The sequence below is a fragment of the Burkholderia sp. RF2-non_BP3 genome (assembly GCF_001522185.1).
Classification (GTDB): domain Bacteria; phylum Pseudomonadota; class Gammaproteobacteria; order Burkholderiales; family Burkholderiaceae; genus Burkholderia; species Burkholderia diffusa.
The window spans coordinates 78,908-98,281 of sequence record NZ_LOSU01000015.1 but is presented as its reverse complement, the minus strand read 5'-3'; the positions used below and the strand labels follow the sequence as shown (position 1 = coordinate 98,281).

The following is a 19,374-nucleotide window of genomic DNA, read 5'->3' as shown; positions in this document are numbered from 1 at the left end:
GAACAGGACCGTGAAACGACTCTACGCCGATGATAGTGCGGATTCCCGTGTGAAAGTAGGTAATCGTCAGGCTCCCTCAAGCCAAGAACCCCCGCCCGACAAGGCGGGGGTTTTTGCATTGGCGCGGCGGAAAGCGCGAGATGACAGAGAACCGTCCCCATCTTGCAAACTCCATGTCCTCCCGAGGAGTCCTTTTCACCGATCCCATCTCTTCCTCCCGTCATCGGCAACGGTCGCCGAGCACTGTCGGTGCGCGACAGCGGCAGCATCGGCTTACCTTTCGATCCAGCAGTTTCCTGATTTGCGGGCATGTCGTAAGTTCAACCGATCTGCGATGCATGTCCGGCGACGACACGCCACTCGCTACCCGATCGGCGCCACAGGCGCGTATAGGCGAACATGCCATCGAATGCGTTGCCGTCGAAACGACCGGCAAGCTTCGCCTTCGTCGTGGTGAGGATCATCTCGCCGATCGACTTTGCCTGAGTCTCCTGGATATCGAGTGTGTCGAGGCGCAGCAGTTTCGCGCGATGCGCGGACAGATCGTCATCTTTCGAAATGACCAGCCCGCTCGGGATGGTGAAGACGAGGTCGTCATCCAGCAACGTGTCGAGTGTGTCGACGTCGTTGGCGAGCATCGCCGCTCGCAGTGCGGCTTCATACGGTTCGATGACTGCACGAACGGCATCCATATCGGGGCCTCGCAACGGTTCGAAGGGTCCGCATTTCATACGCGGCCGGTAACCGGGCTGCGGCGGCCCTCGCGTTCCGGCACCAAGAAGGCTATTCGACAGAGATTACTCAGGTTTCGACAGCGCCTGACGTCGCACCAACATCACCAAGCAGATGCCGATCGACGCGACGATGTTGACCGAAGGATAGAACGCGACCGCGACATTCCACGTGCTTAGCGCCAGCAGCGCCAATGCGTACTTGAGCACGCACAGCGCGAAATACGTGAGGCTCTCGCTCCACGGATCGCGAAGCGTCTTGCGTATGGTCGGTCCCAGGCCGGCAAGCTCGATCAGCGTGACCAGACAGATCGACATCGTAGGGTCCTCGGTCAGCATCCAGAGCGGAATGGCCGATAGTGCCGCGCACAGGAAGAGCCAATCGATGCGGGTCCAGCCGCGCTCACCTCGAAACAGACTTGCGACGAAAGTCAGAAAGCAGGTCAGTGCGATCGCCGCCGTGCACCATGCAGACGGGCCGGCACCCGCAACGAACTGACCGGCGGCCGCGATCACCGTGACGACCGACCAGATGAGCCACGTGAACAGGTGCGGCCGAACGGTGCGCCGGTAGATCGCGAGCGCGTACGGAATGGCTGCCAACAGGGACACGGCAGATCCCACGACACCCAGCACTAAAGCGGCACCCTGATCGACAGTCACCATCAACGCGGTCTTGTTCGCATGGGCGGTCAGTATGTGGTCAGGCAGCGCAACGCGCAACTTCGCGCCGGCATGCGGCGCCGTCGATTCTGCGCCGTGTCGTTGCCGAAGCCGGAATCGATTGAACGCCAACAGACTGCAGCGTGATTGCGTGCTCACAGCCGAATCGACTGCGTGGCCGTCGAATGCGGGGGGATTGCCTCTTGAAGCAAAAGAGAGCGGTTCTTCCAGAACTTCCATTGAAGGCCAACAGCTCGAGCAACCGCACGACTGCTGAAATTCACTGCGATCATGCACGTCAGCCTTGCCCTTTAGCGCGCTCGCACCGAGCGTGACGCATACCCGCGCCGCGATTCAATGCTCCGCCTGCGCCGCATTGACATCCCGCCGAAATGCGCCCGGGCTCGTCCCGGTCCATTTCCGGAACGCGCGATGAAACGCGCTGGGCTCGGTAAAACCGAGTTCCGCCGCGATTTCCGCGACGCTGAGCGTGTGCCCGCGTAACAGCGACTGGGCCAGCGCACCGCGCAGTTCGTCCTTGATCGACGCGAAGCTCTGCCCCTCGCTGCGCAACCGTCGCCGCAGGGTCGCGGGCGTTGTGCCGAGGCGCACGGCCAGCGTGTCGAAGTCCGGCCACTCGGCGGCCGGTTGGGCCTTCAGATGCGCACGTGTCTTTGCCACCCAGCCGGTGTCGTGCCGATAGCGCACGAGCAGGTTGCCGGGCGCGCCGCGCAGGAAGGTTTTCAGCGCCTGCGCGGTGCGGATCGTCGGCAGCGCGAGGTACGCGGCGTTGAACGCGAGCCGGCTGTCCGGGCGGTCAAAATGCACGGGCACACCGAAGAACTGGTGGTAGTCGCTGCGCTGGTCGGGGCTCGGGCACGCGAAATCGATGCGCTGCAGCGGAATGCGTCGGCCGATCAGCCAGCAGGCGACGCCGAGCAGGATCAGCCAGAAGGTCCGGTACGCGAACGCCGAATACGGTGTGCCCGCCTGCGTGAGGACGATCTGCGCCTGGCCGTCGGCGACCACGAGCTCGCCGCGCGGTTCGTCGAGCACCACGCGCAGGAACTGCAGCGCACGCCGCAGCGCTTTCTCGAGCGTACCCGCGTGCAGCACGGCGTGGCACAGCAGCGTGAAGCTGCCGCGCCGCATCGGGCGGGCCGCGAGCCCGAAGAATTCGTCGTCGATCGCGTTGGCGATCGCCAGCCACAGGCGACCGTACTGCTGTGGTGTGACGGGCTCGCGCACGGTGGCCGGCAGGCCGGCCATGCGCAGCACGGGCTCGATCGGAATCCGCAGCCGGCGCAGGCTCTCGAGCGCATCCTCGACGAAATCCGGCGAGATCATCTGCGGCCCCATTTTTCATGCCCTCCAGACATGGCAAAAGCGATCACGATTCTAGATTCTGTTTGTCATTGATTGCAATGTGACGGCTGTCTACCATCTTCGATATACCCCCGGTTCGCCGGCGGGCATAACGAACAGGAGACACGCATGCGTGATGGAGCAACCGCCCGGGTGGTGCCGGCCTACGCCGACGCCGTGGCCGGCTTCCGTATCGAGACCGCCGCCGCACATCTGCACGGCGACCTGGAGCAGGGCCTGAACGCCTGCGTCGAATGCTGCGACCGGCATGCGGCGGCGGACGCGAATGCGATCGCACTCGACTGGATCGACGCCGGCGGCCAGCATCGCAGTTTCACGTTCGCACAGATGCAGGAGCTGTCGGCGCGGGTTGCGAACCTGCTGGTCGAGCAGGGCGTGAAGCCGGGCGACGTGGTGGCCGGCCTGTTGCCGCGTACGCCCGAACTCGTCGCGACGATCCTCGGCACGTGGCGCGCGGGCGCCGTCTATCAGCCGCTCTTCACCGCGTTCGGGCCGAAGGCGATCGAGCACCGGCTGCGCATGAGCGATGCACGGCTGGTCGTCACCAACATCGCGAATCGCGCGAAGCTCGACGAGATCGTCGATTGCCCGCGGGTCGCGACGGTGCGCGAGTCGGGCGACGCGCTGCCGGCGCGCGACATCGATTTCCGCGCGGCGCTCGACGCACAGTCCGACGTATTCGAACCGGTGCCGCGAAAGGGCACCGACCTGTTCATGATGATGTCGACGTCGGGCACGACGGGTTTGCCGAAGGGCGTGCCGGTGCCGTTGCGCGCGCTGCTCGCGTTCGGCGCGTACATGCGCGACGCGGTGGACCTTCGCGCCGGCGACCGCTTCTGGAACATCGCCGATCCGGGCTGGGCATATGGCCTCTATTACGCGATCACGGGCCCGCTGCTGCTCGGCCATGCAACGACGCTGTACGAGGGTGGTTTCACGGTCGACAGTACCTACGACGTGATCGAACGGCTCGGCATCACGAGCCTCGCCGGTTCGCCGACGGCGTTCCGGATGCTGATGGCGGCCGGCACCGAAGCGGCCGCGCGCCTGAAAGGGCAACTGCGCGTCGTCAGCAGCGCGGGAGAACCGCTGAATCCGGAAGTCGTGCGCTGGTTCCACGCGGCGCTCGGCGCGCCGATCTACGACCACTACGGCCAGACCGAGCTCGGGATGGTCGTGAACAATCATCACGGACTCGCGCACGTCGTCCATGCCGGCTCGGCGGGTTTAGCGATGCCCGGCTATCGCGTCGCGGTGCTCGACGAAGCCGGCCGCGAACTTGGCCCCGGCGAACCCGGCATTCTCGCAATCGACATCGCGCGCTCGCCGCTGCTGTGGTTCTACGGTTACTGGCAGCAGGACACGCCGGCGATCGCGGGCGGCTATTACCGGACCGGCGACAACGTCGAGCTCGAGCCGGACGGTACCGTGAGCTTCATCGGCCGCGCGGACGACGTGATCACATCGTCCGGTTACCGGATCGGTCCGTTCGACGTGGAAAGCGCGCTGATCGAGCATCCGGCTGTCAGCGAGGCCGCGGTGATCGGCGTGCCGGACCCGGAGCGCACCGAGATCGTCAAGGCGTTCGTCGTGCTGTCGAAAGGCTTCGACGGCACATCGGCGCTGGCCGAAGAACTGAGCCAGCACGTGAAGCGGCGGCTGTCGGCACACGCCTATCCTCGCGCGATCGACTTCGTCGACGCACTGCCGAAAACCCCGAGCGGCAAGATCCAGCGCTTCGTGCTGCGCAAGCTGGAAGCCGAGAAGACCGCTCACTCCTGAATACTGAATACGGACTGCGAATGAATATCAAGGATCGCGTTTTTCTGATTACGGGCGCCGGTTCGGGCCTCGGCGCGGCGGTGGCGCGCATGGTGGTCGCCGAAGGCGGCAAGGCCGTGCTGCTGGACGTCAATGAAGACGCCGGCACGAGCCTCGCGCACGAACTCGGCGCGGCCGCACGCTTCGTGAAGACCGACGTGACGAGCGAAGCCGACGGGCAGGCCGCCGTTGCCGCTGCGCGCGACGCGTTCGGCCGCATCGATGCGCTCGTGAACTGCGCGGGCGTCGCGCCGGGCGAGAAGGTCGTCGGCCGCGAAGGCCCGCATTCGCTCGACCGTTTCGCGCGTGCGGTGTCGATCAATCTGGTCGGCACGTTCAACATGATTCGGCTGGCCGCCGACGCAATGTCGAAGCAGGACGCCGACGGGGAAGGCGAGCGCGGCGTGATCGTCAACACCGCGTCGGTCGCGGCGTTCGACGGACAGATCGGACAGGCCGCGTATGCGGCATCGAAGAGCGGCGTGGTGGGCATGACGTTGCCGATCGCGCGCGAACTCGCGCGGTTCGGCATTCGCGTGGTGACGATCGCGCCGGGCATCTTCGCGACGCCGATGATGGCCGGCATGCCGCAGGACGTGCAGGACGCGCTCGGCAAGAGCGTACCGTTCCCGCCGCGGCTCGGCCGCCCCGATGAATTCGCGGCGCTGGTGCGCCACATCGCCGAGAATACGATGCTGAACGGCGAAGTCATCCGTCTCGATGGCGCGCTGCGCATGGCACCGCGTTGACACTGGAGGAATGCAATCATGACGACACAGGATCCGATCGTAATCGTTGGTGCGGCGCGCACGCCGATGGGTGGTTTTCAGGGCGACCTGGCCGCGGCCAGCGCGAGCGAGCTCGGCGCGGTGGCGATTCGCGCTGCGCTCGAGCGCGCGAACGTGCCTGCCGAGCGCATCGATGAAATCGTGTTCGGCTGCGTGCTGCCGGCCGGCCAGGGGCAGGCACCGGCGCGGCAGGCCGCGCTGAAGGCGGGCTTGCCGCTGGCGGTGGGCGCGACCACGGTCAACAAGATGTGCGGCTCAGGGATGAAGGCCGCGATGTTCGTGCACGACCTGCTGCTGGCGGGATCGGCGGACGTGGCGGTCGCGGGCGGGATGGAGAGCATGACGAATGCGCCGTACCTGCTGCCGAAGGCGCGCGCGGGGATGCGCATGGGGCATGGCCAGGTGCTCGATCACATGTTCCTCGACGGGCTCGAGGACGCGTACGACAAGGGCCGGCTGATGGGCACGTTCGCGGAGGATTGCGCGCAGGCCTACCAGTTCACGCGCGAGGAGCAGGATGCGTTCGCGATCGCATCGCTGACGCGCGCGCAGCGAGCGATTGCGGAAGGACGCTTCGTATCGGAGATCGCGCCGGTGACGGTGAAGGCCGGCAAGACGGAAGCCGTCGTGTCGATCGACGAGCAACCCGGTAACGCGAAGCTCGACAAGATTCCGACGCTCAAGCCGGCATTCCGCGAAGGCGGTACGGTGACGGCCGCCAATTCGTCGTCGATTTCCGACGGCGCGGCCGCGCTCGTGATGATGCGTCGCTCGGAAGCGGACCGGCTCGGCCTCGCGCCGAAGGCGGTGATCGTCGGGCATTCGACCTATGCGAACAAGCCGGGCCTGTTCGCGACGGCACCGATCGGCGCGATCCGCAAGCTGTCGGAGAAAACCGGCTGGAACCTGCGCGACGTCGACCTGTTCGAGATCAACGAAGCCTTCGCGGTGGTGGCGATGGCCGCGATGCGCGATCTCGACCTGCCGCACGACAAGGTCAACGTGCACGGCGGCGCGTGTGCGCTCGGCCATCCGATCGGCGCATCGGGCGCACGCGTGATGGTGACGCTGCTGGCCGCGCTCGAAGCGTATGGGCTGAAGCGCGGCGTCGCGTCGCTGTGCATCGGCGGCGGCGAGGCGACGGCGATCGCGATCGAGCGGGTCGCGTAACGCGCGCCGGGAGGACGCGGGCGGTATGGACCGGAGCCATACCGCCTCATCGGCGAGGCGCGTCGCGCGCGCTTCATCGAACCCGCCGTCATTCGACCATTTCGCCTTTCGCCTGCAGATCGGCGTGATAGGACGAGCGCACCATCGGCCCCGATGCGACCTGGCTGAACCCGAGCGCAAGCGCGCGTTGCCGCAACTGCGCGAATTCCGCGGGAGGAACGAAGCGCTTCACGGGCAAGTGGTGACGGGTTGGCTGCAGATATTGGCCGAGGGTCAGCATGTCGACGCCATGCGCGCGCAAGTCGCGCATCACCTGCTCGACCTCGTCGATCTCTTCGCCGAGGCCCAGCATCAGGCCCGATTTGGTCGGCACGTTCGGCGCCGCGGACCTGAATGCCTGCAGCAGGCTCAGCGAGTGCCGGTAATCGGCGCCCGGCCGCGCCTCGCGATACAAGCGCGGCACGGTTTCCAGATTATGGTTGAACACGTCCGGCGGGGAGGCCGCGAGCAGGTTCAGCGCGGCCTCGTGCCTGCCGCGAAAATCCGGCGTCAGCGCCTCGATCCGGAGTGCCGGATCGATCCCGCGTGCGGCGCCGATGCAGGCCGCGAAGTGTGCGGCGCCGCCGTCGCGCAGGTCGTCGCGATCGACCGACGTGATCACCACGTACTTGAGCCTCATCGCGGCAATCGTTTCGGCGAGCCGTGCCGGTTCGTCAGGATCGAGCGGAAGCGGGCGGCCGTGTCCGACATCGCAGAACGGACAACGCCGTGTACAGATGTCACCCATGATCATGAAGGTCGCCGTGCCGTGAGCGAAGCACTCGCCGAGGTTCGGGCAACCGGCTTCCTCGCATACCGTATGCAGCTTCTGCTCGCGCAGGATCTTCTTCAGCGCCATCACCTCCCGCGAACCCGGAAAGGCCGCACGAATCCATTCCGGCTTGCGTGGCATGTCGGCCGGTTCGGTCGCGACGATCTTCACGGGGATGCGCGCCATTTTTTCGGCGGCGGAGAGCCGGGTTCCGGCGGCCATCGGCGTGTTGCGGGTGCTCGTGTTCGCCATGGCTTACCCCCGGTAGTAGCGTTGCGGGACGAACGGCGTTTTCGCGACTTCCATCGGGACTGGTTTGCCGCGGACGATCGCATGCAGTGCAGTGCCTGGTGTCGCGAATTCGACGTCGACATAGCCGATGGCGACCGGGCCGCCGCAAGTCGGACCGAAGCCGCCGCTCGTCACCGTGCCGATCGGGCGTCCGTTGGCGTCGACGATGTCGGCGCCCTCGCGCACCGGCACCCTGTCTTTCACGACGAAGCCGACGCGTTTTCTTTTCACGCCCTCGGCGATCTGCCGCGCGACGACATCCGCGCCGGGATAACCGCCGGCGCGTGCACCGCCCGGGCGTCGCACTTTCGAGAGGGCCCACAACAGCCCGCCTTCGATCGGCGTGGTGCCGGTGTCGATGTCGTGGCCGTACAGGCACAGGCCGGCTTCGAGGCGCAGCGAATCACGCGCGCCGAGACCGATCGGCTCGACGGCAGGGTCGGCCAGCAGCAGGCGTGCGAGCGCTTCCGCCCGATCGGCCGGCACGGAGATCTCGTAGCCGTCCTCGCCGGTGTAGCCGGAGCGGCTGACCATGCACGCCGCGCCGGCCAGCTCGACACGCGTGCTTTGCATGAAGACCAGTTCGGCCAGGCGGGGTGCCAGGCGCGCCAGAACCGACGCGGCGGCCGGCCCTTGCAGGGCGAGCAGCGCGCGGTCGGTCAGCTCGACGACGTCACAGCGGTGGCCGATCCGTTCCCTCAGATGGCGGACGTCGCGGTCCTTGCACGCGGCGTTGACGACCGCGATCAGCTCGGCGTCGCCGAGGCGGGTGATCATCAGGTCGTCGAGAATGCCGCCGTGCTCGTTCGTGAACAACGCGTAGCGCTGCATGCCCAACGGGAGGTCGATCACGTCGACCGGCACCAGCGTTTCGAGCGCGGCGGCGGCATCCGGACCCGACAGCAGCACCTGTCCCATGTGCGAGACATCGAACAGCCCGGCCTGCTCGCGCGTATGAAGATGCTCTTTGAGGATGCCGAGCGGGTACTGGACGGGCATTTCGTACCCGGCGAACGGAACCATCTTCGCGCCGAGCTCGACGTGAAGGTCGTGGAGTGGAGTACGGGAAAGTGAGATCGTCATCGTTATTCCGGATCAACAGGATGTTAGGAGATCGCGCGCGGTACAGCTTCGGAGTACGGAATGAACGGCTTGGGCAATCCCGTATCCGGAGGCGTGCTCCGTTCTCCGGAGGGACGTCGAAGTCGCTTCCGAAGAACGGTCGGGCAATGGCCCGAACGGCCGTTACTTGCCGTATACCGGGAATGCGCCGCACAGTTCGGCGACGTGTCGCCGAACGCGGTCGATGACCGACGGGTTCTCGATATCGGCCAGGATGTCGCAGATCCAGCCGGCCACCGCGCGCGCTTCCGCTTCCTTGAAACCGCGGCTCGTCACGGCAGGCGTGCCGATGCGAATGCCGCTGGTGACGAACGGGCTCTGCGGGTCGTCGGGCACCGCGTTCTTGTTCACGGTGATGTGCGCGCGGCCCAGCGCCGCATCGGCCGCCTTGCCGGTCAGTCCCTGGCGGATCAGGCTGACGAGGAACAGGTGATTGTCCGTTCCGCCGGAGACGATGTCGAAGCCGCGTTTGACGAACGTATCGGCCATGGCCCGGGCGTTGGCGACCACCTGCTGCTGATGGATCCGGAACTCGGGCGACAGCGCTTCCTTGAACGCAACGGCCTTGGCGGCGATGACATGCATCAGCGGGCCACCCTGGATGCCGGGGAACACGACGGAATTGAGCTTCTTCTCGATCTCCGGGTTCGTCCGGGCGAGAATCAGGCCCCCGCGCGGGCCGCGTAGCGTCTTGTGGGTCGTCGTGGTGACCACGTCCGCGTGCGGTAGCGGATTCGGGTACGCGCCGGCCGCCACCAGGCCCGCCACGTGAGCCATGTCGACGAACAGATATGCGCCGATGGCGTCGGCGATCTGCCGGAAGCGTGCCCAGTCCACCACGCGGGAATAGGCGGAGAAGCCGGCCGTGATCAGTTTCGGCCGGTGTGCGGTCGCCAGCGCCTCGACCTGGTCGTAATCGATCTCGCCGGTTTTCGCGTTCAGGCCGTACTGCACCGCACGGTAGAGCTTGCCCGAGAAATTCACGTGCGCGCCATGCGTCAGGTGACCGCCGTGCGCGAGGCTCATGCCGAGTATCGTGTCGTGCGGCTCGAGCAGTGCCATGTAGACGGCGGCGTTGGCCTGGCTGCCGGAATGAGGCTGCACGTTCGCGTAGTCGGCACCGAACAGCGCCTTTGCGCGATCGATCGCCAGTTGTTCGACAACGTCCACGAATTCGCAGCCGCCGTAGTAGCGCTTGCCCGGATAGCCCTCGGCATACTTGTTGGTCAGCACCGAGCCTTGCGCCTGCAGCACGCGCGGGCTCGTGTAGTTTTCCGAAGCGATGAGCTCGATATGGTCCTCCTGGCGAATGCGCTCGCGTTCCATCGCTGTCCACAGTTCGTCATCGAAGCCTTCGATCCGCATGTCTTTGCTGAACATTTGTCCTTCTCCTGGTATCGGTGCGGCGCGCACGTCGGGTGCGCGGCCGCGCAAGCAGGGTTGAGTGTCGTTACGAGTGGAGCGGCCGGCGCGTCACGATCGATACGCTTCCATCGGCGGACACGAACACACGAGGTTGCGGTCGCCGTAGACGTTGTCGACCCGCGAAACCGGCGGCCAGTACTTGCCGCCGGCCGTCGCCGCGACGCCGAGCGGATAGACGGCCTGTTCGCGCGAATACGCGTGACGCCAGTCGCCCACGAGTTCGGCCGCCGTGTGCGGCGCGTGCTTGAGCGGATTGTCTTCGGCATCCAGCGTGCCCGCTTCCACGGCTGCGATTTCGGCGCGGATCGCGATCATCGCGTCGATGAACCGGTCGAGTTCGGCCTTCGATTCCGATTCGGTCGGCTCGATCATCAGCGTGCCGGCGACGGGGAAGCTCATCGTCGGCGCGTGGAAGCCGAAATCGATCAGGCGCTTGGCGACGTCGTCGACGCTGATGCCGCTGCTGTCCTTCAACGGCCGCAGGTCGATGATGCATTCGTGCGCGACGCGGCCGTTCGGCCCCGTATAGAGAATCGGGTAGTGTGGCGAGAGGCGCGCGGCGATGTAGTTGGCGTTGAGGATCGCCACCTCGGTGGCACGCTGCAAGCCGCGCGACCCCATCAACGTGACGTAGGTCCACGTGATCGGCAGGATGCTCGCGCTGCCGAGCGGCGCCGCGGACACCGCACCGATCCCCGGCACGCTGCCCTCACGATGCCCGGGCAGGAACGGCGCGAGATGCGCCTTGACGCCGATCGGGCCGACGCCGGGGCCGCCGCCGCCGTGCGGGATGCAGAAGGTCTTGTGCAGGTTCAGGTGGGACACGTCGCCGCCGAACGCGCCCGGCCGGGCGAGGCCGACCAGCGCGTTCATGTTGGCGCCGTCGATGTAGACCTGGCCGCCGTGCGCATGAACGATGTCGCAGGCGTCGCGTACGCGGGCCTCGAACACGCCGTGGGTCGACGGATAGGTGATCATGATCGCGGCCAGGCGGCTGTCGTACCGCGCTGCCTTGTCGGCGAGGTCGTCGATGTCGACGTTGCCGTCGTCGTCGCAGTCGACGACGACGACCTGCATGCCGGCCATCTGTGCGGATGCCGGGTTCGTGCCGTGCGCCGACGACGGAATCAGGCAGATGTCGCGCCGTGCCTCGCCGCGGCTCGCGTGATACGCGCGGATCGCGAGCAGGCCCGCGTATTCGCCTTGCGAGCCCGCATTCGGCTGCAGCGACACCGCGTCGTATCCGGTGATCGTGCACAGCATCGCCTCGAGTTCCCGGGCCAGCACGCGATAGCCGTCGGCCTGTTCGGCCGGTGCGAACGGATGCAGCCGGGCGAACGCCGGCCACGTGATCGGCATCATTTCCACGGTGGCGTTCAGCTTCATCGTGCAGCTGCCGAGCGGAATCATCGTGCGGTCGAGCGCGAGATCCTGGTCGGCGAGCCGGCGCAGGTAGCGCAGCATCCGCGTTTCGGAATGATGGCTGTTGAACGCCGGGTGCGTGAGGAAGGCGCTCCGGCGCAGCAGCGGGGCAGGCAACGCATCGGCGGTGGCGGCGTCGACGGCCGCGAAGTCGGGAACGGCGCGCCCTTCGGAGAAGATCGACCAGAGCATGACGATATCGTCGGACGTGGTCGTCTCGTCGAGCGAGATGCCGATCCGGCGCGCGTCGATGGCGCGCAGGTTGACCCGGCGGGCCCGTGCCGCCGCGTGCACGGCATCGGTGCGAATGCCGCTGTCGACGGCGATGGTGTCGAAGCAGTATTCGGTTGGCACGGCATGGCCGAGTCGACGCAGGCCCGCGGCCAGGATCGCGGTGAGGCGGTGGATGCGGCGCGCGATCGCGGTCAGTCCGTGCGGGCCGTGATAGGCCGCGTAGAAGCCGGCGATATTGGCGAGCAGTACTTGCGCGGTGCAGATGTTGCTGGTGGCCTTCTCGCGCCGGATGTGCTGTTCGCGCGTTTGCATCGCGAGGCGCAGCGCCGGGCGGCCGTGCGCGTCGATCGACACGCCGACCAGTCGTCCCGGCATCGTGCGCTTGAACGTGTCGCGCGTCGCGAAATAACCGGCGTGCGGGCCGCCGTAACCCAGCGGCACGCCGAAGCGCTGCGTGGTGCCGACCGCCACGTCGGCGCCGAATTCGCCCGGCGGCGCGAGCAGGGTCAGCGCGAGCAGGTCGGCGGCGACCACGGCCAGCGCGCCGTTCGCATGCAGGGTGTCGACCACGTCGCGGTAATCGTGGATGTCGCCGAAGGTGCCCGGGTATTGCAGCAGCGCGGCGAAACAGCCGGTGGCGGACAGATCGCGGCGCGGATCTCCGACGACGATCTCGATGCCGAGCGGCTCCGCGCGCGTGCGAACGATCTCGATCGTCTGCGGATGGCAATCGTGCGCGACGAAGAAGATCCGGCTGTCCGACCGGGCGAGGCGCCGACAGAACGTCATCGCCTCGGCGGCCGCGGTGCCTTCGTCGAGCATCGACGCGTTGGCGATCTCGAGGCCGGTCAGGTCGGCGATCATGGTCTGGAAGTTGAGCAGCGCCTCCAGGCGGCCTTGCGAGATTTCAGGCTGGTACGGCGTGTAGGCCGTGTACCAGGCCGGATTTTCCAGCACGTTGCGCTGAATGACCGGCGGCGTGTGGGTGTCGTGGTATCCCATGCCGATGAACGAGCGGAATACCTGGTTGCGGCCTGCCAGTGCAGCCAGCCGGTCCAGCGCGTCGGCTTCGGTGCAGCCGGGAGGCAGGGCGAGCGGCGCATCGCTGCGGATCGCCGCGGGGACGACCTGCTCCACCAGCTCGTCGACGGAGTCCACGCCGAGCACGGCCAGCATCGCGGCCTGTTCGTCTGCATCGGGGCCGATGTGGCGGCGGACGAACGACTCGCGCTGCGCGACGGAATCGAATGCGTTCATGGCCGTCTCCGTCATTCGCCGATATAGGCGCGATACGCGGCGGCGTCCATCAACCCGGTCAGCTGCTCCGGGCTGTCGATGCGCATCCTGAAGAACCAGCCGTCGCATTCCGCGGAATCGTTGACGAGGCTCGGCGTGTCGCCCAGGGCGGCGTTCGCTTCCAGCACGGTGCCGGACACCGGCATCTTGACCTCGCCGGCGGCCTTGACCGATTCGACGGTGGCGGCCTCGTCGTACTGGGCAAAGGCGTCGCCTTCGCTTGGCAGTGCGACATAAACCAGATCGCCCAGCTGCGATTGCGCGTGGTCGGTAATGCCGACGGTGGCGCTGCCGTCGCCTTCGACGCGCAGCCATTCATGGGATTCGGTGTATCGGACCTCGCTCATGTGCTCTCTTCCTGACAGGGTTGCGTTGAGTGATGCGGCACACGCAAGCCGGAAGTGCACGGGCGGGAGGATGATCGACGAGTCGGCATCCGGACGAGACCGGGGCATTCCAGGCTGCGTGCCTGATGCCCCCTCTGTCCGTTTGCCTGAGAGATTGCGCGCCCCGGCGGGGCGCTTCTCCTTCGGCGAGGCTTGGTCGACGACCAGAGGCCTACTCTCCAGAGCGCTAATCGATGCGTCAGTCCTTTTGCCTGAGAGTTTCTGGGGCGATTCCCCTTCGGCGCCGCCGGACGGCGGTCTCTCCTGACACATCCCGATAGCTGGCGACAATCTAGTCGTACGCCTGCGGCGGTGTCAACACCTCGTTCGACCGCCCATGCGGCGAAGCAGATGCCGCGGCACGGCGCAGGCGCGCCGAAAACGGCGCGCGGCCTGGCGGAGCAAGCCCGCGCCGCGATCGCGGCCGGTCGATACTTCGGTGGGGACCGAAATGAATATCCGATATCGACTATCTGTCCGCCGGCGCGGGGCGGTTGCCCGACTGGGCCATCAGGTCGTCGAGGAACGCGCGAAGCACGGTCGGCTGTGCGACGCCGCGGCGCGTGATCGACGAGAACGGCCACGCGGATGTGAGCTGTTCCGCGGCGAGCTGGCGCATCTGGCCGGCGTCGACCCACTGTCTCGCGTAGTGCCGCGGCAGAAAGCCGATATACGCGCCCGTCAGGATCAGGATCGCCTGGGCCTCGACATTGTCGACGGTCGCGGCCGCGCTGCCGCTCTCGAGCAATTGCAGGTCGCGCTGCTGCAGGAACGCGCGTGCGACCACCTGGCTTTGCCGGACGCGCTCGATCAGCGCGTCGCCGGTGGCGTCGGTCGAGAACAGCGGATGGTAGCGGCTGCAGTAGAGACCGTCGGGCTCCTCGTACAGCTGCGTGTAGGACAGGCCGGCAACGGTGAGCGGGAAGTGGCCGATCGCGAGGTGCAACCGCCCGTCGAGCACGCGCTCCTCGAGCTCGGCCGGCGTGCCGATGTAGATGTCGAGCTGGACGTCGTGACCGCGCGAGACGAACCGGCGCAGCGCGAGCGGCAGGATGCTGTCGGTGTCGGTGACCGTGTTGTCGATGATGCCGAGATGAAGCCGGCCCGAGATGCGCTGCTTGAGCGCATGGGTGTCCATGCAGAACGCTTCCACCGCGAGCGCGAGGCGCTGCGCGGATTCGTAGGTCGCGACGCCGTGTTCCGTCAGACGAAAGCCGCTGCGGCCGCGTTCGCACAATTTGACGCCGAGGCGCGTTTCGAGGCTGGTCATCTGCTCGCTGATGGTCGACTGGCTCACGTTCAGCGCGGCCTGCGCGGCGGAGAAACCGCCGCATTTCACGATGGTCATGAAAATCCTGAGCAGTTTCAGGTCGATGTCCTGCAGCTGTTTCACGTTCCGTTCTCCTCCGTCCGTCACATCGGAATATCCGATATGGACATCTGATAGATGCTATTTTTCCGGAAAAAATTTTTGCCCATAGTGACCGCAAAGGCAAGCGCATGGACGGCCGTGCGCCCGAAGACGATTCCGCATACAGATGGAGACGGAGACAATGCAGAACAACAGCTATGAAAAGGGCAGGCTCAACCTGCCGTTCGTCGGTCACTGCACCTTTGCGAAGGCGCCGGTGTGCCTCGACTGGGAGAACATCGACGCGGACGTCGCGATCCTGGGTGCGCCCAACGACATGGGCACCCAGTGGCGCTCGGGCGCGCGCTTCGGCCCGCGCGGCATTCGCGAGGCGTCGACGCTGTTTTCGTTCGGGCACGCGGGCGCCTACGATCACGAAGACGACGTGCTCTACCTGACCGAGGATCAGGTTCGCATGGTGGACGTCGGCGATGCGGACATCGTGCACACCGACATGGCCACGAGCAACGCGAACATCGAACTGGCCGTGCGCAAGATTCTCGCCGGCGGAGCGATGCCGGTGGTGCTTGGCGGCGATCATTCGGTGCATGCGCCGGTGATCAAGGCGTTCGAAGGCCGCGGGCCGATTCACATCGTGCATTTCGATGCGCACCTCGACTTCGTCGACGAACGCCACGGCGTGCGATACGGCCACGGCAACCCGTTGCGCCGGGCCTCCGAGATGGACCACATCGCCGGCATGACGCAGCTCGGCATCCGCAACGTCTCGTCATCCAACCGCAGCGACTATGACGCGGCCCGCGCCGCGGGTTCCAACATCCTGTCCGTGCGCGATGTCCGGCGCCTCGGCACCGACGGCGTGCTCGAGCAGATTCCGCAGCGCAGCGCCTACTACATCACGATCGACATCGACGGCTTCGATCCGTCGATCGCGCCGGGAACCGGCACGCCGAGCCACGGCGGTTTCCAGTACTACGAAGTGCTCGAGATCATCCAGGCGCTCGCGAAGCGCAGCCACGGAAGCATCGTCGGCATGGACCTGGTGGAAGTGGCGCCGGCTTACGATCCGACCGGCACGACGTCGATCCTGGCCGCGCAATTGCTGATGAACAGCATCGGTTTCATTTTCCACGCGCGCAGCCTGGCCCGCGCCCGCTGAGACATTCATATCAGGAATCGGGCGCGACGTCTCGCGGGACGCTCGAAGTCATTACCGTACGGCCCGGGTACCTTCGCCGAGAGGTGCCGGGCACGCTATCAAGGAAGATCAACATGGATGCCGTAGTCGCGCAATATCTCGATCGCCACGATGTTTCCCAGGCGACCCGAAACTTTCTCGCCAGGCCGATGAAGATGTTCATCGGCGGCGCGTGGGTGGACGGCAGCGACGGCCAGTTCAGCGCCGTCACCGAGCCGTCGACCGAGGGCGTCATCACGCAGATTCCGTTCGCGACGACGGCCGATCTCGACCGTGCCGTCGCCGCCGCCCGTCACCAGTTCGATCACGGCGAATGGCGCCGCCTCAAGCCGCTGGAGCGCGAGCGGCTGCTGCACCGGCTGGCCGACCTGATCGAGGCGCACGCGGACGAACTGGCGGAGATCGAATCGATCGACATGGGCAAGTCCGTCGCGCAGGCCCGCGCGATCGACATCCAGGGCACCGTCGACACGTTCCGCTATTTCGCCGGCTGGGCGTCCAAGCTGCACGGCCGCACGGTCGAGCCATCGCTGCCGGGCAACTATCTGGCTTATACGCGCAAGGAGCCGATCGGTGTCGTGGGCGCGATCGTGCCGTGGAACTATCCGCTGCAGACCATGGCCTGGAAGCTGGCGGCCGCGCTGGCCGTCGGTTGCACGACGGTTGTGAAGCCGGCCGAACTCACGTCGCTGTCGACGCTGCGCTTTGCCGAACTGGTGCAGGAAGCCGGTATTCCGGACGGGGTGGTCAACATCGTGACCGGTCGCGGCAGCGTGATCGGCGCCGCGATGGCGAGCCACCCGGGCATCGACAAGCTGACCTTCACGGGTTCGACGCCGGTCGGGCGCGACGTCGGGCAAAACGCGGTGCGGCACATCAAGCGCGTGACGCTCGAACTCGGCGGGAAATCCCCGGTCATCGTGCTGGACGACGCCGATATCGATGCCGCCGCGCAGGCCGTGGCAAACGGCGTGTTCTTCAACTCCGGCCAGGTGTGTGACGCGGGCACGCGGGCCTATATCCACCGCGACATCCATGACCGCTTCCTCGCGGCGCTGGCCGACTACACGGCGACGTTGAAGATCGCCCCCGGGCTGGATCGCGATTGCTTCATCAGCCCGCTCGTATCGGCCAGGCAAAAGGACACGGTCCTGTCGTACATCGAATCCGGCATCCGGGAAGGCGCCGAATGCTACTACGGCGGCCGCGCCCATGCGGGCCCGGGGCATTTCGTCGAACCGACGATCTTCGCGCATTGCCGTCCCGACATGCGGATCGTCCGCGAGGAAATCTTCGGCCCGGTGCTCGTGACCGCGCCGTTCGACACGCTCGACGAGGCCGTGGCGCTCGCGAACGATTCGTCGTTCGGCCTGGCCGCCGCGATCTACTCGAACGACCTGGGGCGCGTGCATGGCCTGATTCCGCGGTTGCAGGCGGGCACGGTCTATGTGAATGCGCACAGCACCATCGATCCGGCGCTGCCGTTCGGCGGGTTCAAGACGTCCGGGTTCGGCAAGGACCTCGGGCCGGAGCAGCTCGACTATCTGATGGAGACCAAGGCAGTCTGCATCACGCTTCCGTGACCGGTTGCACGTGATGTGCCGCCTGCCGCCGGCATGCACGGCAAAAGCCTGCAGCCGGCCGAAGGCGGCCTGATCCCGATGCGAAATCCTCGACCTGTTCATCCGGACCGATTCGGGGAATTCGCTCTGCTTAGCCCTTTGCGATCATGGGGTACAACATGCAGGCAGAAACAAACGTATTGAAGGCGCCGCGCGGCGACCACGGTGCCATCGAGGCGCACTCGATCGACTTCGTCCCGGAAAGCGAGCGTACCGATCGGCTGGCCAGCCAGGGGCCGTTCTGGTTCGTCGGGAACTTCACGTTCTTCACGATGACGATCGGCTTCGTCGGGCCGAGCGTCGGTCTCGATTCGTTCTGGACCACCGTCTCCGGCACGCTCGGCATCATGTTCGGCACGCTGTTCATGGCGTTCCACGGCTCGCAAGGGCCGCATCTCGGCTTGCCGCAGATGATCCAGTCGCGCGCGCAGTTCGGTTATCGCGGCGTCGTGCTCGTGCTGCTGGCGACATTGTTCGTCTTCGCGGGCTTCAACATCGTCAACCTGGTATTGATGATGCAGGGCCTGAGGACGCTGTTCCATTGGGATCCGATGGAGGTCGCGCTGGTCGTGACGGTGCCGGCCACGATCCTCGCGATACTCGGTCACGACTGGATGCACCGGACGTTCAAATGGTCGTTGTATCTTTCGCTGCCGCTATACGGCCTCGTGACGCTGGCGGTGCTGGCCGGCTGGATCCATGACGCGCCGGCGGCGGCCGGTGTGCCGGTCGCGAAGCTGGGTTTCAACTGGACCGGCTTCATCGCGCAGTTCGCGGCGGCGGCCAGCTACAACATCGCGTATGCGCCCTACGTGTCGGACTATTCGCGCTACCTGCCGAAGAACACGCCGAGCGGCAGGCTGATTGCCGCGGTGTTCGTCGGGGCATCGCTGTCCGGCGCGTGGATGATCGCGGTGGGCGGATGGCTCGGCGCGCACCTGCATGCAACCGATGTGCTCGTCGCGCTCCACGGCGTGGGTGCCGGAATCGCGCCGCAGCTCGGCACGGCGGTCGTGGCCATCACCATCGTCGCGTTCCTGCCGGTGATCGCGATGAACATCTACAGCGCGAAGCTGACGGCCATCACTAGCGTGGACTCGTTCCGGAAGGTGGAGCCGACCGCGAAGGCCCGGATCGCGGCGATCGTCTTCGTCGTGCTGCTGCAGTTCGGCGTGGCGATGCGCATCTACGCGTCGGGTTCCGGCCTGTCGGTGCTCAACATCTATCTGGTGGTGATGCTGTACTTCCTGGTGCCGTGGACGGCCGTCAACCTGACCGACTACTTCTTCGTGCGCAAGGGGCGCTACGCGGTGCCGCATTTCTTTCGCCCGCGCGACAGCCTGTACGGGAACTGGGGCGGACGCGGCCTGCTTTCGTACCTGATCGGGTTTGTGGCAATGGTGCCGTTCTTCTGCATCTTCGACGGCGACCGCGAGGTCTACGTCGGCCCGCTCGCGAAGGCGATGGGCAGCGTCGACCTGGCCTGGCTGGTGGGGCTGATCGTCTCGGCGCTCGCGTACTACGTGCTGTGCCGGTCGCTCGACCTGCGGCGCGAGGAAGCGGAAATCGCGCACATCGAAGCGCACATGCCGGAGTTCACCACCGGCGAGAAAAAGCGCGGCTGACCCGGCACGCC

At 66.3% G+C, this 19,374-nt stretch carries 15 protein-coding genes and 1 riboswitch; of the genes, 6 read left to right on the top strand and 9 right to left on the bottom strand.

Annotated features, from left to right (window positions below):
• Positions 1-320: 320 nt before the first annotated feature.
• From WS45_RS06810 to WS45_RS06800, 3 genes are all read right to left on the bottom strand, one after another.
• A complete protein-coding gene (locus tag WS45_RS06810) occupies positions 321-692 on the bottom strand; it encodes a nuclear transport factor 2 family protein (protein ID WP_059690290.1) in 372 nt (123 codons plus the stop codon).
• 105 nt (positions 693-797) lie between these two features.
• Positions 798-1,397 (bottom strand): hypothetical protein, encoded by a 600-nt coding sequence (locus WS45_RS06805; RefSeq protein WP_059698991.1) that lies wholly within the window; start codon positions 1,395-1,397, stop codon positions 798-800.
• A gap of 351 nt (positions 1,398-1,748) precedes the next feature.
• A complete protein-coding gene (locus WS45_RS06800) occupies positions 1,749-2,753 on the bottom strand; it encodes an AraC family transcriptional regulator (protein ID WP_059698976.1) in 1,005 nt (334 codons plus the stop codon).
• A gap of 135 nt (positions 2,754-2,888) precedes the next feature.
• On the opposite strand from WS45_RS06800, the gene WS45_RS06795 reads away from it, so the two are divergent.
• Genes WS45_RS06795 through WS45_RS06785 form a run of 3 tightly spaced genes read left to right on the top strand, consistent with a single transcriptional unit; the run spans position 2,889 to position 6,559 of the window.
• Positions 2,889-4,562: an acyl-CoA synthetase gene (locus WS45_RS06795; protein ID WP_059698974.1), complete on the top strand. Its 1,674-nt coding sequence runs from the start codon at positions 2,889-2,891 to the stop codon at positions 4,560-4,562.
• A 20-nt stretch (positions 4,563-4,582) separates the two neighbouring features.
• A complete protein-coding gene (locus WS45_RS06790; protein ID WP_059698972.1) occupies positions 4,583-5,350 on the top strand; it encodes a 3-hydroxyacyl-CoA dehydrogenase in 768 nt (255 codons plus the stop codon).
• 18 nt (positions 5,351-5,368) lie between these two features.
• On the top strand, positions 5,369-6,559 hold the full coding sequence (locus tag WS45_RS06785; protein WP_059534484.1) for an acetyl-CoA C-acetyltransferase: 1,191 nt from the start codon (positions 5,369-5,371) through the stop codon (positions 6,557-6,559).
• Positions 6,560-6,647: 88 nt separating this feature from the next.
• Here the strand turns inward: WS45_RS06785 and lipA are convergent, their stop codons facing one another.
• From lipA to WS45_RS06755, 6 genes are all read right to left on the bottom strand, one after another.
• Positions 6,648-7,622: a lipoyl synthase gene (gene lipA, locus WS45_RS06780; RefSeq protein WP_059698970.1), complete on the bottom strand. Its 975-nt coding sequence runs from the start codon at positions 7,620-7,622 to the stop codon at positions 6,648-6,650.
• Positions 7,623-7,625: 3 nt separating this feature from the next.
• Positions 7,626-8,744: a glycine cleavage system aminomethyltransferase GcvT gene (gene gcvT / locus WS45_RS06775; RefSeq protein WP_059698968.1), complete on the bottom strand. Its 1,119-nt coding sequence runs from the start codon at positions 8,742-8,744 to the stop codon at positions 7,626-7,628.
• 162 nt (positions 8,745-8,906) lie between these two features.
• Positions 8,907-10,163 carry a serine hydroxymethyltransferase gene (gene glyA, locus WS45_RS06770; protein ID WP_059534479.1) on the bottom strand — a complete coding sequence of 419 codons (1,257 nt, stop codon included), beginning with the start codon at positions 10,161-10,163 and terminating at the stop codon, positions 8,907-8,909.
• 93 nt (positions 10,164-10,256) lie between these two features.
• Positions 10,257-13,136: an aminomethyl-transferring glycine dehydrogenase gene (gene gcvP / locus WS45_RS06765; protein WP_218921630.1), complete on the bottom strand. Its 2,880-nt coding sequence runs from the start codon at positions 13,134-13,136 to the stop codon at positions 10,257-10,259.
• Positions 13,133-13,615 (bottom strand): glycine cleavage system protein GcvH, encoded by a 483-nt coding sequence (gcvH, locus tag WS45_RS06760; protein WP_306459395.1) that lies wholly within the window; start codon positions 13,613-13,615, stop codon positions 13,133-13,135. Before gcvH ends, gcvP begins: the two co-directional genes overlap by 4 nt.
• A gap of 121 nt (positions 13,616-13,736) precedes the next feature.
• A riboswitch (glycine riboswitch) is annotated at positions 13,737-13,823 on the bottom strand.
• A gap of 192 nt (positions 13,824-14,015) precedes the next feature.
• Complete coding sequence (locus WS45_RS06755) at positions 14,016-14,939, bottom strand: LysR family transcriptional regulator (RefSeq protein ID WP_059698964.1); 924 nt, start codon at positions 14,937-14,939, stop codon at positions 14,016-14,018.
• Positions 14,940-15,099: 160 nt separating this feature from the next.
• On the opposite strand from WS45_RS06755, the gene speB reads away from it, so the two are divergent.
• From speB to WS45_RS06740, 3 genes are all read left to right on the top strand, one after another.
• Entirely contained in the window at positions 15,100-16,077 is a 978-nt protein-coding gene (gene speB / locus WS45_RS06750) for an agmatinase (protein ID WP_059534472.1), read from the top strand.
• 113 nt (positions 16,078-16,190) lie between these two features.
• Positions 16,191-17,699: an aldehyde dehydrogenase family protein gene (locus WS45_RS06745; protein ID WP_059698962.1), complete on the top strand. Its 1,509-nt coding sequence runs from the start codon at positions 16,191-16,193 to the stop codon at positions 17,697-17,699.
• 158 nt (positions 17,700-17,857) lie between these two features.
• Positions 17,858-19,363 (top strand): purine-cytosine permease family protein, encoded by a 1,506-nt coding sequence (locus tag WS45_RS06740; protein WP_059698987.1) that lies wholly within the window; start codon positions 17,858-17,860, stop codon positions 19,361-19,363.
• Positions 19,364-19,374: the final 11 nt, after the last annotated feature.

Excerpts from the sequence above, each read along its gene's own strand:
- WS45_RS06810 (WP_059690290.1), bottom strand. The coding sequence starts at position 692 with ATGGATGCCGTTCGTGCAGTCATCGAACCGTATGAAGCCGCACTGCGA.
- gcvT (WP_059698968.1), bottom strand. The coding sequence starts at position 8,744 with ATGACGATCTCACTTTCCCGTACTCCACTCCACGACCTTCACGTCGAG.
- speB (WP_059534472.1), top strand. The coding sequence starts at position 15,100 with ATGCAGAACAACAGCTATGAAAAGGGCAGGCTCAACCTGCCGTTCGTC.
- WS45_RS06790 (WP_059698972.1), top strand. The coding sequence starts at position 4,583 with ATGAATATCAAGGATCGCGTTTTTCTGATTACGGGCGCCGGTTCGGGC.
- WS45_RS06805 (WP_059698991.1), bottom strand. The coding sequence starts at position 1,397 with ATGGTGACTGTCGATCAGGGTGCCGCTTTAGTGCTGGGTGTCGTGGGA.
- WS45_RS06740 (WP_059698987.1), top strand. The coding sequence starts at position 17,858 with ATGCAGGCAGAAACAAACGTATTGAAGGCGCCGCGCGGCGACCACGGT.
- WS45_RS06795 (WP_059698974.1), top strand. The coding sequence starts at position 2,889 with ATGCGTGATGGAGCAACCGCCCGGGTGGTGCCGGCCTACGCCGACGCC.
- glyA (WP_059534479.1), bottom strand. The coding sequence starts at position 10,163 with ATGTTCAGCAAAGACATGCGGATCGAAGGCTTCGATGACGAACTGTGG.
- gcvH (WP_306459395.1), bottom strand. The coding sequence starts at position 13,615 with ATGCCCCGGTCTCGTCCGGATGCCGACTCGTCGATCATCCTCCCGCCC.
- gcvP (WP_218921630.1), bottom strand. The coding sequence starts at position 13,136 with ATGACGGAGACGGCCATGAACGCATTCGATTCCGTCGCGCAGCGCGAG.
- WS45_RS06745 (WP_059698962.1), top strand. The coding sequence starts at position 16,191 with ATGGATGCCGTAGTCGCGCAATATCTCGATCGCCACGATGTTTCCCAG.
- WS45_RS06785 (WP_059534484.1), top strand. The coding sequence starts at position 5,369 with ATGACGACACAGGATCCGATCGTAATCGTTGGTGCGGCGCGCACGCCG.
- WS45_RS06800 (WP_059698976.1), bottom strand. The coding sequence starts at position 2,753 with ATGGGGCCGCAGATGATCTCGCCGGATTTCGTCGAGGATGCGCTCGAG.
- lipA (WP_059698970.1), bottom strand. The coding sequence starts at position 7,622 with ATGGCGAACACGAGCACCCGCAACACGCCGATGGCCGCCGGAACCCGG.